This is a genomic window from Nostoc sp. (genome assembly GCF_036916655.1).
In the GTDB taxonomy this organism is placed as follows: Bacteria; Cyanobacteriota; Cyanobacteriia; order Cyanobacteriales; family Nostocaceae; genus Nostoc.
The window spans coordinates 72,748-85,277 of the sequence record NZ_JBALFY010000065.1 but is presented as its reverse complement, the minus strand read 5'-3'; the positions used below and the strand labels follow the sequence as shown (position 1 = coordinate 85,277).

The 12,530-nt window shown below is 43.2% G+C and carries 13 protein-coding genes and 1 tRNA gene; 4 read left to right on the top strand and 10 right to left on the bottom strand.

What is annotated here, in order from left to right:
• Positions 1 to 569 precede the first annotated feature (569 nt).
• Entirely contained in the window at positions 570 to 890 is a 321-nt protein-coding gene (locus V7L31_RS17235) for a hypothetical protein (RefSeq protein WP_334697369.1), read from the top strand.
• 113 nt (positions 891 to 1,003) lie between these two features.
• On the opposite strand, the gene V7L31_RS17230 is transcribed toward V7L31_RS17235, so the two are convergent.
• The 8 genes from V7L31_RS17230 to V7L31_RS17195 form a co-directional block, all read right to left on the bottom strand.
• Entirely contained in the window at positions 1,004 to 1,348 is a 345-nt protein-coding gene (locus tag V7L31_RS17230; protein WP_334697368.1) for a DUF2103 domain-containing protein, read from the bottom strand.
• A gap of 8 nt (positions 1,349 to 1,356) precedes the next feature.
• Positions 1,357 to 1,683: an ATP-dependent Clp protease adapter ClpS gene (gene clpS, locus V7L31_RS17225; protein ID WP_334697367.1), complete on the bottom strand. Its 327-nt coding sequence runs from the start codon at positions 1,681 to 1,683 to the stop codon at positions 1,357 to 1,359.
• Between the two features lie 285 nt (positions 1,684 to 1,968).
• Positions 1,969 to 3,999: an FAD-dependent oxidoreductase gene (locus tag V7L31_RS17220; protein ID WP_334697366.1), complete on the bottom strand. Its 2,031-nt coding sequence runs from the start codon at positions 3,997 to 3,999 to the stop codon at positions 1,969 to 1,971.
• A 317-nt stretch (positions 4,000 to 4,316) separates the two neighbouring features.
• Complete coding sequence (acsF, locus tag V7L31_RS17215; RefSeq protein ID WP_334697365.1) at positions 4,317 to 5,372, bottom strand: magnesium-protoporphyrin IX monomethyl ester (oxidative) cyclase; 1,056 nt, start codon at positions 5,370 to 5,372, stop codon at positions 4,317 to 4,319.
• Positions 5,373 to 5,694: 322 nt separating this feature from the next.
• A tRNA-Pro gene (locus tag V7L31_RS17210) sits at positions 5,695 to 5,768 on the bottom strand.
• A gap of 50 nt (positions 5,769 to 5,818) precedes the next feature.
• The gene (locus V7L31_RS17205; protein ID WP_334697364.1) at positions 5,819 to 6,184 is read right to left on the bottom strand and encodes a DUF1818 family protein; all 366 of its coding nucleotides are present in this window, start codon (positions 6,182 to 6,184) and stop codon (positions 5,819 to 5,821) included.
• Between the two features lie 31 nt (positions 6,185 to 6,215).
• Positions 6,216 to 6,863: a hypothetical protein gene (locus V7L31_RS17200; RefSeq protein ID WP_334697363.1), complete on the bottom strand. Its 648-nt coding sequence runs from the start codon at positions 6,861 to 6,863 to the stop codon at positions 6,216 to 6,218.
• 99 nt (positions 6,864 to 6,962) lie between these two features.
• Positions 6,963 to 7,199: a DNA-directed RNA polymerase subunit omega gene (locus tag V7L31_RS17195; RefSeq protein WP_179064685.1), complete on the bottom strand. Its 237-nt coding sequence runs from the start codon at positions 7,197 to 7,199 to the stop codon at positions 6,963 to 6,965.
• A gap of 150 nt (positions 7,200 to 7,349) precedes the next feature.
• Here V7L31_RS17195 and V7L31_RS17190 point away from each other — a divergent pair, with 150 nt between their 5' ends.
• Positions 7,350 to 7,769 (top strand): fasciclin domain-containing protein, encoded by a 420-nt coding sequence (locus tag V7L31_RS17190; RefSeq protein WP_334697362.1) that lies wholly within the window; start codon positions 7,350 to 7,352, stop codon positions 7,767 to 7,769.
• A gap of 91 nt (positions 7,770 to 7,860) precedes the next feature.
• Here V7L31_RS17190 and V7L31_RS17185 read toward each other — a convergent pair whose 3' ends face one another.
• The gene (locus V7L31_RS17185; RefSeq protein WP_334697361.1) at positions 7,861 to 9,327 is read right to left on the bottom strand and encodes a glycoside hydrolase family 13 protein; all 1,467 of its coding nucleotides are present in this window, start codon (positions 9,325 to 9,327) and stop codon (positions 7,861 to 7,863) included.
• 632 nt (positions 9,328 to 9,959) lie between these two features.
• On the opposite strand from V7L31_RS17185, the gene V7L31_RS17180 reads away from it, so the two are divergent.
• Together V7L31_RS17180 and V7L31_RS17175 are read left to right on the top strand one after the other, a co-directional pair.
• A complete protein-coding gene (locus V7L31_RS17180) occupies positions 9,960 to 11,687 on the top strand; it encodes a S8 family peptidase (RefSeq protein WP_334697360.1) in 1,728 nt (575 codons plus the stop codon).
• A 115-nt stretch (positions 11,688 to 11,802) separates the two neighbouring features.
• Positions 11,803 to 12,102, top strand: a complete 300-nt coding sequence (locus V7L31_RS17175) for a hypothetical protein (protein ID WP_334697359.1) — start codon at positions 11,803 to 11,805, stop codon at positions 12,100 to 12,102.
• A gap of 23 nt (positions 12,103 to 12,125) precedes the next feature.
• Here the strand turns inward: V7L31_RS17175 and V7L31_RS17170 are convergent, their stop codons facing one another.
• A complete protein-coding gene (locus V7L31_RS17170; protein WP_334697358.1) occupies positions 12,126 to 12,497 on the bottom strand; it encodes a CU044_2847 family protein in 372 nt (123 codons plus the stop codon).
• Between the last annotated feature and the right edge of the window lie 33 nt (positions 12,498 to 12,530).

Genomic DNA, 12,530 nt, shown 5'->3' with positions numbered 1-12,530 from the left:
TATAAGGAGAATTCAGAACTCAGGAGTCAGAATGAGCGTATGAATTCTGTACGAGTGGGTGATAGCGCCGGCGGCAAGCGAGTCTGCGATAGCGGAGCGGTAGCGAGTGTTTTCGAGTCGCGTCTGAATATTGGTTAAAACCACGTAAGAGGTGGGCGAAAAAAATTAAAATATTCTCGCCTGAAAACTCTACCCATAAAGGGATAGAGTTTTCACCAATTCTGTTAGCGCAGCGGGGCGTAGCCCATTCTGTATTCTGACTCCTGTTTTATTTGGAAGTCCCTTAAACAAAAAGAAGCCTCGCTTGCTTGTTCGCGAAACGTTCGGTTGGCGCAGCTTCTCATAGAGCTACGGTGTACACATAAGTCGAAAAAAGCTTGATTTGCCATTGTTTTCTCGTTGCTCTCGAACACAAGCTCTGCATGGGAATGCCTGATTTAGAGGCTCTGCTAGGTAAGATTTTTCAGTTACCGCTCTTGACTCTATTGAGGTTTGTAAATAATTTGTATTTCTGCAAGGAATATTCCTTTAGACTGAATTTTAACTGAAAAATGTGGGAATAAACACAAATGCATTCGTTAAATATATTTTGTCACGAATTTGTAGTTGCTGTTTCCTTTGTAGCTTGCATTATTGGACTGTTGTTACTGTGGGACGGGCAGCAGCAAACAAATGATGTGGAAGAAACAGAGAGAATTCTGTTCAGAATGAGCTTTAGTTACTGGCTAGTTTATTGTGTAGCTTTCGGTCTAGAGAGAATGGTTTTACCCAACTGGGAATCTTTACTCATGACTTTGAAAATAACTACGGCTCTGTCATATTTCTTAACTTTTTCTTGCATTGTTAGTTTGCCGCTACACAAATTTGCAGTACATCGGGTTGAAGAATAGTTTTTTGGGCATTGGGTATGGGGTAAAACTAGTTTCGTTAGCGGTAGCGGACCATTGAAACCGTTCCGAGTTCCCACTCATTACTCATTACTCTTAAAAAGTATGAGGAATGATCAACATCTCATAGCGATCGCTAATGTTGTTTCTAATTGATCTTGGGGTAAAGTCGTTAAAATAAATACTTCTTGTACCGTCTTACCCTGCCGTGCGATAACTTTATAACCGCCGCGAATCGGTACTGAGACGCGAAGTTGCATTTTTGGACAGTGACCTTTTGACCGCCCAATCACTCCTGGCGTCACAGTTTGGATACCATCATGCTGACAAAGACGTTCTAATATGGGAATCAGACCAGAAAGATGTGTCGAGTGATTCCAAACAAGTCTAGCAGCTTTTTGTGTTCGCGTAGCGTCTCGTAGAGAAGCCGTGCGGAGAGGATCTGCGGTGGGTTTGCCCATAATATTAATTAAGCTGCTTCTAGAGGTGCCATTGTCAAACCGGCTCGGCGCAACTGCTGGTGATAGAGTTCCGCAGGTTCTTGGGGCCCGACCCAAACGATTGCTTGACCTTCATAGTGTACCTGATTAGTCAGATCCCAGGCGCGATCGCCACTCATCCCCGGAATATATTTCATCAAACATTCAGCCACATGTGGAAATGTATTAAAATCGTCGTTTAATACAATCACTTTGTAATTTGGATAAGTCTTACGGACAACTTGACTAGACCGTTCAGGAGCTATAGTTGGTGCTGTAGCCATTCCGTAAACATTTGCTGAAAGTGTCATAACCATACAACAATTGGTCAAGATAATTTTACAAAACTACACTACAAGTAACTAGTTTAGTTCATTGTTTAGTGGTCTGTTGTTATTTGTCCATTGTCATTTGTCCTTTGTCCGTTGTCCTTAACCAATAACCAATAATATCGTGTCCGGCTAAAGACTTATCATTTATACCGCAGTTCTTGCTGGGGGAAGAGGCTTTTGGGATTTTTGCACAGACTCGGTAATCATAAGTGATTAACCAGACTTGATATGACCAAGACAAATGACCGAGGACAAATGACAAATGACAATCTATTTCCAATTATCCCAGTTTTCGTTAAAAATAGATGTATCTGGGAAAGCGGTAGGGTTGCCATTTTGTTGCAAAAGCCGTTTGAGTGCTTCTAGTTGTGGCTCTTGTTTAGGTAAATTATCAACTAGTTGGTAAGGTGCGATCGCATTTTTGATGGCAAAACTAGCAACAGTTCCCGCAGCAGCACCAGACGACCATTCAAAGGAATGTACCCGATAGGCAGCGGAGGCGATATGACTAGTGGCAATGCTTTTGCCTCCTACTAGCAAATTGTCAATTTTCTGGGGAATCATCGCCCTCAGAGCAATTTGAAAGGGATACGCTTGACCGGCACCACGCCTTTCACCTGGACGTTCTTTGTTCCCAGGAGCTTCTGGAGGACTATTTACCATGCAAGGATGGAAATCTATGGCGTAGTGACCAATTCCCACAGCATCGGGAAAAATGGTAGAACGAGTCCGTCGCATTGCTTTGTCTGGTGGAACTTTACCGTCAATTACTGATACAGCTTCTAAACCGGCAACTGCTGCTCGTAGCCGACGATACATATCTGCTGGCAGAGTCTTGGAGTAATATTCATCATTATAATCTCGGCGAGAAATATCAATTTCCCCGATAGTAAAACCTCCAGGCTGTCCCCAACTGGGGCGGCCAATGATGCGGCGTCCTTCTCGCATATAAGGATATTTCGATAAACCATGCACTGTCCCCATTGGGGAATTTAAACCAGAAACAAAGCGGTTATTAGTTTGCTGCTGCTTGACACCATCCCCTAGCTGAGAATCTGTAGTTCCACTTACCAACCAGTAATAAAAAGATAGGGCATTTTCTTCAGCTTTGCGGAGGGTTTCTGTTCGTAGTCCTCCCATCCAACCCCCTGATTGTAACTGTCCAGTAGCTTGTAACTGTTGGCGAGTGTAAATTAGGTTATCCTGGGCTGTTCCGGGGCGGTAGTCGTTACCCCAAGTCCAGTTTTGCATTGAGATATCTCCTGGTGTCGGCGCAGTAAAATCTACACCGCCAAATTTTTCTGATTTCCCTTGATTTGGACTCCAAATGCGACGATAGGTAAAAACTAAATCAAAGTTAGCCAGTCGTGTTAATTCATAGCTGAAATATGGCGCATATTGTAAATAAAATGGAGGCATTGTCTGTGGTTGTGGTTCCTTAGTTGCCTCCATTGCAAAGGTGTAGGTAAAGCCTTGAGGGCAATATGGATCGTTGTTGGTGTCAGAAGCAGAAGGTTCTAGGTAAGAACGGGCATCAATGCCTAATCTATAGGGAACATCAGCAAGGGCGATAATTTCTCCGGTTTCGCTGGCGTCTACAACGTACCATTTAGGAGCATCCTCTTTCGCTGCCTTGGGAATGAAACGGAGAATAGTTTTGGTAAACCGAGATGAGTTTTCGTAGCTATAAGAATCTTCGATAGTTTGAGATAAAGTAAAAGTATTAAGAGGTGGTGCGCCTTTTGGTGGTTGATGTTGAATTGCGATCGCACTATTAATTATTTTGCCATCAGCAGAAATTTCTAAATCCTTAATTACCGTGTTGGGGAACCATTGCAGCTTTCCTTTGCCCTGCTTTTCGGCATCTTGAAGCATCTGGGTCAAAATAGTGTGAGCATCACGGGGAAGAAAACAAGATTCACTTACCCAACAGTCACCAGGGTTAAGCTTACCGTATTTGCGCCCAATGCGGTTTCGTAATTCCAGATAGCCGCGAGAATAGAATTTGAGAGTTCGCTGAGTTGGGCGTTCGTCTAATGCAGATGTCCCTTGAGCAGAAATTTGTCCCCCCAGCCAGTCAGTAATTTCTGTCAGACAAACTGTTCGTCCTGCTAACAAACCCTCATAAGCTGTGGCGACACCAGATAGTCCACCCCCAACCACTAAAATCTCGCAATTAACACTTTTGTCTGGAGTTCTTGCTGGTGCAGCCTTTGCTCTATCAAATACAATTAAACTAGATATTAAATTGAGACCAATCAGTGATGTTAAGCTAAAAGCTACCTTGTTTCTACGCTTCATTGTTAAAAAACCGCTCCAAATCCTGTGTCACCTTGTAGAAGGTAGCATCCAGCAAATGTTCATTACAAGCTAATTGAATGCATTCGTAATAGAGCGATCGCAGGTATAGCCTGGGGCTTCTTGCTTAACTAAAGCCCGGATTTCTCATGCCTAGTGTAGGCTTCAGGAGAAGAGAGTGTGGGGAGTGTGGGGGGTAAGACTTCTTCCCCATCCTCCCACACCCCTTGGATTTCTCACAAGTGAGAAATCCAGGTAAAGGCGCTCATGTTGCTTACCCCACAAGATTGGATAATTTATTTGTTGGAAGTTCCTAATACCTAACGAACCGTTCCCCGCAGGACTTCAGTATCAATGGGTTTAATCAGATAAACTAACAGCAGATTCCAAACAATTGCTGCAATCAAAGGTAGTTTGCGAATTAGCTTCACCAATTTTGGCCCAGAACCGCCCTCAATCTCAGCAATTTTCAAGTTGTAACCTGCACAGCGTTGCAGGCGGGGGAAAAACTTGGGATGTTCCGTATTCAACATCACCGGAAAAGCACGTCCGGCGGTTTCATTGGTGTTGCGGACAACTTGGAGATCGAATTCTGTAGCATCAAGCCCCAGTGATTTGTAGAACCCGGAACGTTCATGAACTGTCAAGGTGTGGGTAGCAAATACCGATAGTAAGAAAAAGCGACTCCACAGCCGAGATTTCCAGGTGTTCCAGAGTTGCGGTTGAGAACGTAAAAGCGCTTTGAATATATCTCCGTGGCGGTTTTCGTCCTGACACCAACTCTCAAAGTACCGGAAAATCGGGTAAAACTCGTTTTCTGGGTGCTTTTCTAGATGTCTGAAAATAATAATGTAACGCCAGTACCCAATTTTTTCTGAGAGGTAAACTGTGTAAAGTACCCACTCAATCGGGAAAAACGTATAGGTGCGGGTTTTAGTAACAGTGGCTAAATCCAGGGAAACTTTAAAATCGCCCATTGCTTTGTTGAGAAATCCGGCGTGGCGGGCTTCATCACGCGCCATCAGTTGAAATATTTCCGCCAGCACTGGACTGCGATTTTTTAGCTTGCGGGATAATTCCTTGAATAGCAAGAACCCGGAAAACTCAGAAATGCAGGAACGTTCCAAATATTCTATAAACGCCTGCCTTGCTTCACCGCTAACGTGTTCCCAAGATTGCTCAAACGCTTCATCGCGAACAAAATGGTGGCGGTTGTAGTCTGTCCGCATTTCTGTCAACATCGCCCGCAATTCCGTTTCTTGGGCAGACAAATCCAACTGGGCTGCGGTTTCAAAATCTGTAGTATAAAACCGAGGAGTGAGTACAGTTTCTTTGCTGGGGGTTTTAATTTCTGGCTTGGGTAGGGTGTTAACCATGAGTAATGCAGCGATCCAGTCAATAGTTCTATAACTATTAAGTTATGATAAATGGGATTATTTAGCTAGACCTCTTCACAATCCTTTAGTAATGTCGGAATTTCTGGTTGCGAGACTGGGGACTGGGGATTGGGATTGGGGTGGAAATTTCTTAAAATTTTGCTTGGGGGTCTGAATCCACATTCAAATTCAGAGGTTTTAATATGGGTCGTCATTCCGATTTAAGCTTGCTATGCCACTAGTCTAATTAGTTTTTCGTAAAAAGCTATGAAAAAACCTGCTAATCATTTTGCAAAGACTAGCAGGTATGGCTTATCATCAATCGGAGCGGCGGGATTCGAACCCACGACCTCCACTACCCCAAAGTGGCGCGCTACCAAGCTGCGCTACGCCCCGGTCAGAATTACTATTATATAACAAAATTATAGGATAATCAAGAGGCAAATTTAAAAAACCTTAAGCATCCCAGTTGCTTGCAGTAAATCTGGAACAGCAGAAGCACTCCATTTACCTTCTACACATCGCCCTGTATTCAAGATGAAGCGCAGACTGTAATCATGAGGATATCCTTCTACTTCCATCCATAATAAATCGCTTTCGGCTTCACAAGCAATTTTTTCCTCTTCCATTAACTCATCTGCAAGTTGTTTCATGGTATCTGCTAGCTGTGCTAGTAGACGGCAAAAATCATTCAACTCGGCTTCGGTTAACTCAATTGCCCAATCATCTGTACCGACTAAACCTTTAAACTCAGGTGTGTCGGGGTTCCAGCCGATACGCCAACCCAATCCAGTTTTCATCACGCGTTCCATAGTTTAATTTTGAAACGCAGAGGTATGGAAGTCATTTCAGTAGTTCGGCCCCTCCCCGTTGTGGTGGCTGTGGGGGTATGGATGTAGCCGGACTGGTTGTGGTGTTGGGGTTGGGGGGTGCGGTATTTTGGGAAGTGGGGTTAAATATATTAACTAAGACTTGTACTAAGGCATCTCGCTGGCTGCGGGTAAGATTATTGATGGCTTTGCGATCGCCTTCTATCGGATTTTCCCGTAGTGAATCATTCCCTGGATAGCTAGCATCATACATAATTTCATTAGCGCCTAAGTAATCAGCTAAAGTTAGTTTCCAATCCAAGCGATAAATTGGGGCGCGACCTTTGGTATAAATATGATATCTAATAAAGCGATTTGCTAAGGTGTTGTTTTCGGCAACCTTCCCGTTTTCTTTGCTGATATACTTATTTTCTAACGGGAAATCTGGCAACTGTTTATACACTTGCTGCCAAACGTCGCTAGGGGTGATTCTCTGAGCATATGCTGGTTGGATACCAAGTAAATTTGTCTGTATTGATTTGCCCGTCCCTAAACCTAAAACAATTACACCCACGATTATGAAGGCAAGTAGTAGCTGTGTTAGCGGATAGCTAGGGTTTAGCCAGTGCTGAATTCCGAGTTTTGAGAGGATTGATTTAGGTAGAAGTTTTTTCTTTTTCATAGAACGATATTTTGGGCGTTGCTGAGTGAAAATTTTAGAACTCAGAATTCAGCACTCAGCACGGGCTTAATGCCCCGCTACCGCTAACAGCACTTAATCTTATAGTTCGCCGATAATTTCTGGCTGAGTCAATTCATCAGACATTTCGATAATTGCCCTTAGCACCGGCTTCATGATTGCATCTTCGTTACTTTCAAAGTCTTCGTAACGCCGACGTTTAGCACGATTTGCCACCTGAACCGTAATGCGATAACGATTTGAGGCTGCACTAATTAGATCCTCAGCACGGTGCATAATCTGAGATTGAGTTGTCTCGAACTTAGAACGCTTTAGCATAATCAGTGGTTCTTGGGGTCACTCTCCAGTGTAACAGTAGTAAATCAGTCTGCTGCTGTCTGTTTAATCGCCAGCAACCTCTCTGTTGATAGAAGCTAAAAGTATTTTAATCACTTATAAGTAACTTGTAGTATAAGATAACGCACCCTCATGGCTGACCTTGTGGAAACTGCGATCGCAGCAGGTAATTTCAATACCCTAATAAAGGCTGCTGAAGCTGTAAATTTCATAGAAACTTTGAAAAGCCCTGGTTCTTTCACACTCTTTGCACCAACTGACGAAGCTTTTGCTAATCTGCCAGAGGGAACTTTAGATTTGTTATTACAAGATATTCCCAAGCTCCAGAAAATTGTAGCGTATCATATCGCTAGTGGAGATGTCAGGTCTGATGATTTGCTGGAGATTAATGAAGCAGAGACGCTTGAAGGTTCAATTGTAGCCATTGAATCTGCCGACGGTAAATTTAAGATAAATAACGCCAATGTCCTCAAAACAGATATTCTGACAGACAATGGCGTAATCCATATTATTGATGCGGTGTTGATACCTGCAATAGTGGCGGGGAAGTAAGGGCAGAGGGGCAGAGAGGCAGAGGGGCAGAGGGGCAGAGGGGAAAGACCTACTACAACTTCTCCCCTGCTTCATCCCCAGTCCCCAGTCCCTACTCCCCAATCCCCAAAATACACCCACTCCTTGCGGGAACAGTTAATGACAACCGCTGAGTTTCTCCGTCACCATTCCACTCAATTTCAGCAGTGCCATATAACAACTTGTTGGGTTGAGTATGCAAACTGGGGACATCTGCATTCGCTGTTGCCGAACTTGTGCCAGCGTTGACGGCAATTAGCAATTCCTCTGTACCCAAAGTTCGCGCAAAGATATAAAGTTGTCCTTGAGCATGAAGAACTTGGTAATCACCTGTACGCAAGGCTGGGTAAGTTTGACGTAGGGCAATTAATTGACGGTGAGTATTGAAAATTTCTTGATTCCAGTTACTCTCTAAAGGAAAGCCACGACGCGAGTCAGGATCTATGCCACCAGGTAAACCAACTTCATCACCATAGTAGATGCTAGGCGCACCGGGAAAGGTGAGTAGTAGTAGAGTTGATAATTCTACGCTGGCTATATCGCCACCGGCAATAGTCATCAATCGGGCTGTATCGTGACTTGCAAGTAAATTGAGTTGAGTTAGCTGAATTTCCCAAGGGTAAAGTTGCAGTACTTCTTGAATTTTGGTGGCGTACTCAGCAGCAAATAAAGGTGGATAGGGTTGATAGTCGCGGCTTTGGACTTGTTCTAAGACTACGCGATCGCCTGCTGCAAAGGCAATTGTCGGCCCAGTAAATAGATAGTTCATCACACCGTCAAATTGTGTCCCATCTAGCCACTGGCGGGAATCTCCCCACACTTCGCCCACAATATAAGCTTCGGGATTGATGGCTTTGACGCGATCGCGAAATTCCTGCCAAAAGCCAGGAGTTTCTATTTCAAATGGTACATCCAACCGCCAACCATCGATGCCTAATTTAATCCAATATTCGGCAATCTCCATAATGTATTCCCGCACTTCTGGATTGTCGTGGTTAAATTGTGGTAAAGCACGATTTCCCACCCAACCCACGTAGTTAGCAGGCAATTCCCCGTTGTAAGGTGCTAAAGGCCAGCCTTCAATTTTGAACCAATTTACCCAAGGCGAATGGGGGCCATTTTCTAAAACGTCGTGGAAAAAGAAAAAGCCACGGCTGGAATGGTTAAACACCCCATCCAGAACGACTTTGATATTCCGTTGATGGGCTGCATCAAGCAATTCCTTAAAAGCCTCGTTGCCCCCTAACATCGGGTCAACTTGGTAATAATCGTGGGTATGATAGCGATGATTGCTGGCGGATTGAAAAATAGGTGTGAAGTAAATCGCGTTAATTCCCAAATCCTGGATGTAGTCTAATTCCTCCAAGATGCCCCATAAATCACCGCCTTTATAACCTTGAAGGGTTGGTATAGCATCCCAATCTTCCCAACGAGCTTCGTGTAACAACCGTTTGCGCGGCTGTTTGCTTCTGGCAAAGCGATCTGGGAAGATTTGGTAGAAAACAGCGTGTTTTACCCAGTCTGGTGTTTGAATTTGCATGAAAAACTCTTTGTACGTTCAGAAGCGATCGTTGCAAATATTAGCTTCTTTTTGGCTCTTACTTATGATAGAGAATCTGTAATTTGTCAGTGTTCATTAGCAATTTAGACTTTAGATTGCTGTTTTATACACAAATGTTATCGGTAATTTGTTTTAGCTTTTTATAGTTCAACAAAATAGACTCGCCACTGATTAGATTGTGACCCCTGAATCTTATTCAAAAAAATTATCTTTTTTATTTATTACTTAATTATTCTTAATTTTATTTTATTCACTTTGTCCGTAATGATTTAGGCAGACAATGGATTAGTTTAATAGCTTCATAAAAATTACCTGTTAGCCAGACTTGGGTAATTCTTAGATGCGTCTGCTCAAAGATGTCTCATGAACTAGAGAAAATTACTATGAGGGAGACTTCATTCAGGAATATGAGTTATAAATTAGCAATTGTCTTAGGAATAAATTCCTGCATCCTAAGCTTATTTGATGTTATCTCTGAAAAAAAATAGATAACGATAGTCGCATCAAATAATCAAGGCTAAAAAAATACATAGTCTGCATTAATGCTAGAGCGACTGATCTTGCTAAAATCACTACTTCGTTGACAGCGAATAATTTAACTTGAGGTAAAAATGAGACACGAAAAACTTTCTCCCGGACTACTGTTAGCATTTCAAGACTATCAAAATGAGGGAGAGAAAGCTTTAATTACACACAAAAAGTCCCTTGGCATCATTGCCCACAAAAGCCCAGTAAAACCCACTAAAAGCGTTGTTTTTATTTACTGCGACCCTGATGCAGACTTAAGTTACCTATCACAATATAATATTGAAGTCAATCAAAATTCTGGGAGTGTGCGGACGGCTTTCTTACCGATAGAGAGTTTAGATGCCTTATCTGAAGAAGATGTGATTCAGCGAATTAAGCCATCACGCAAACTTCATTTGAGGATGGACACTGCCCTGGGAACAGTCAAACTACCAGAGTTCAAAAACCGAACCGGACTAACTGGTAAAGGAGTAATCATCGGCATTATAGACAGTGGTATCGATCCAAAACACCCTGCCTTTGCTGGACGAATTTTACACATTTGGGATCAAACACTGCCAGGCCCAGGAGTCACAGAGGGCGGCTATGGGGCTGAATTGACGGGAGCGCAACTGACAATTTCTCAGGATACTGCTGGACATGGTACTCACGTTGCTGGAATTGCCGCCGGTGCTGATACTAACTATAGCGGTGTCGCACCAGAAGCGGAATTAGTTATTGTCAGATCAGATTTACAGGATGCCCACATTGCCGATGGTGTGCGTTATGTTTTTCGAGTTGCTAGAGAGTTGGGACGCCCAGCAGTGGTAAATCTCAGCTTGGGTGGACACGCTGATGCCCATGATGGTAGCGACTCTTTATCAAAGGTAATTGATGCCGAAACTGGCTCTGGAAGAATTGTTTGTTGTGCTGCGGGTAACGAAGGAAACGATAACATTCATGCACAAGCGATCATACCCAGTGGACGCACTCGTGGTATGCGCTTTAATGTTCCTTTAAATCAAGTAGGCATAGTTTGGTTAAACGCCTGGTATTCCAAAGACAGCGAATTAGAAGTGTCTGTGCGGAGTCCTAACGGTTTTGTCACCCCCTTCCAAAAAATAATTACTGGCGGTAATGCCGCCCAAGATTACCAGTTACCAGATGCACGGGTACAATTAGCGACACCAGCGCCAGACAAAGCCAACGGCGACCATAATTTCTTTGTACAAATACGTGGTATTGACCCCTCGCCAGTAATGGGAGGTGTTTGGCAACTGCGAGTCCGCAACACTTCTTCAACTGACACACGTTTAGATGTGTGGACATTAGATGACACTTCGTCAGTGTTTTTTACAGGTAAAAGTGTAAAGGATGCGTTAAAAATTGGTTCGCCGGGAGCTGCTAGCAGTGCAATTACAGTTGCCGCCTATACTACTAAAACCAAGTACACAGATATTGATAACCAAGTTCGAGAAATGGGGTTAGAACTGAATACTATTTCGGAATTCAGTAGTGAAGGGCCTCTACGCAATGATGGACAGAAGCCCGATGTAGCAGCACCCGGAGCAATGATTATTTCCACTCTTTCCGCCGATGCCAGTTTTGACCGCTCATCGATGATTAATTCCAAATTTGTGGTGCAGGCTGGTACAAGTATGGCGACACCCTTCGTTAGTGGGTTAGTGGCGCTACTGTTGCAGCGAAATCCTGAACTCGATCCGGCTGCTGTGAAAGACTACCTACGTAAAAATAGTGCAATTCCCGGAAAAGATGCAGGCACATTTGATGAAAAATGGGGCTATGGAGTGATTAATGCTTTAAATCTGTAATTAGACTGAGAAAAGTGGATATTATTTCTGTACAAAGGTAGGCAATAATAACCGATAAATTTGATAAGTTAGGATAGGCAAAAATTGTCTACCCTAACTTACCAAGGAGTTGCTGATGAATTATCAGAAACTAGATGCCGCTCTTGCTACAGCCCTGAATGACGTTCAAGATTCAGAAGAAACTAATTTGGCAGTTTTCATCCATACTGAACCAGTTTTAGACTCGGCTGCAACTGCTATTTTAGAAAGTTTAGGTGTCAGTGATGTTAGCAGTGGCAAAGATATTTTCACGGCAACACTGTCAGCCAATGCCATTTCCCAGTTATCAGAGCAACCTTGGGTGAAGTTTTTGAAGCGATCGCACCAATTACGTTTGGTTAATAAGAGAATCAATATAGGCAAGTTGGGCGTTTAACGGGTACGGATAATTTTTTGCTGTTACTGTGAATCAGGTTTTGGTTTTTCTGGAAACTTACACTTCACTTGAATTTCCAGATTACTTTCAGCAGAGCCTTCGGTAATGTAAGGAATGCCTGCCTTCCCGCCCAGCTTAATGCCAAATTTAAGACTTACCTCCTCAATCTCAGCAGTATTGAAGTCTTTAAAAGCACTAAGAGCATAGATAGTATAAGAGCGAATCATTTGCCGAGCTTGTTGCATCCGAGCGATCGCATCTGTTCGTACATCCTTGTATTCTATGCCATCATCGTCCTCCTCAATTTCCTGAGTTATTTCGGTAGCTGTGACGTTAATCTCAATCTGCTCAATCTCTCCGTCTGCTTGGAAAAATAGTTGCTGCACTTCTGACATAAGCTGCCTCGATTAAAGTTTTGTAACGTATCT

What these genes read in the sequence shown, in the direction of transcription:
- clpS (WP_334697367.1), bottom strand. Translation starts at nt 1,683, where the DNA reads ATGGTTATGACACTTTCAGCAAATGTTTACGGAATGGCTACAGCACCA.
- V7L31_RS17230 (WP_334697368.1), bottom strand. Translation starts at nt 1,348, where the DNA reads ATGGGCAAACCCACCGCAGATCCTCTCCGCACGGCTTCTCTACGAGAC.
- V7L31_RS17190 (WP_334697362.1), top strand. Translation starts at nt 7,350, where the DNA reads ATGGCTGACCTTGTGGAAACTGCGATCGCAGCAGGTAATTTCAATACC.
- V7L31_RS17185 (WP_334697361.1), bottom strand. Translation starts at nt 9,327, where the DNA reads ATGCAAATTCAAACACCAGACTGGGTAAAACACGCTGTTTTCTACCAA.
- V7L31_RS17205 (WP_334697364.1), bottom strand. Translation starts at nt 6,184, where the DNA reads ATGGAACGCGTGATGAAAACTGGATTGGGTTGGCGTATCGGCTGGAAC.
- V7L31_RS17220 (WP_334697366.1), bottom strand. Translation starts at nt 3,999, where the DNA reads ATGAAGCGTAGAAACAAGGTAGCTTTTAGCTTAACATCACTGATTGGT.
- V7L31_RS17175 (WP_334697359.1), top strand. Translation starts at nt 11,803, where the DNA reads ATGAATTATCAGAAACTAGATGCCGCTCTTGCTACAGCCCTGAATGAC.
- V7L31_RS17200 (WP_334697363.1), bottom strand. Translation starts at nt 6,863, where the DNA reads ATGAAAAAGAAAAAACTTCTACCTAAATCAATCCTCTCAAAACTCGGA.
- V7L31_RS17235 (WP_334697369.1), top strand. Translation starts at nt 570, where the DNA reads ATGCATTCGTTAAATATATTTTGTCACGAATTTGTAGTTGCTGTTTCC.
- V7L31_RS17180 (WP_334697360.1), top strand. Translation starts at nt 9,960, where the DNA reads ATGAGACACGAAAAACTTTCTCCCGGACTACTGTTAGCATTTCAAGAC.
- acsF (WP_334697365.1), bottom strand. Translation starts at nt 5,372, where the DNA reads ATGGTTAACACCCTACCCAAGCCAGAAATTAAAACCCCCAGCAAAGAA.
- V7L31_RS17170 (WP_334697358.1), bottom strand. Translation starts at nt 12,497, where the DNA reads ATGTCAGAAGTGCAGCAACTATTTTTCCAAGCAGACGGAGAGATTGAG.
- V7L31_RS17195 (WP_179064685.1), bottom strand. Translation starts at nt 7,199, where the DNA reads ATGCTAAAGCGTTCTAAGTTCGAGACAACTCAATCTCAGATTATGCAC.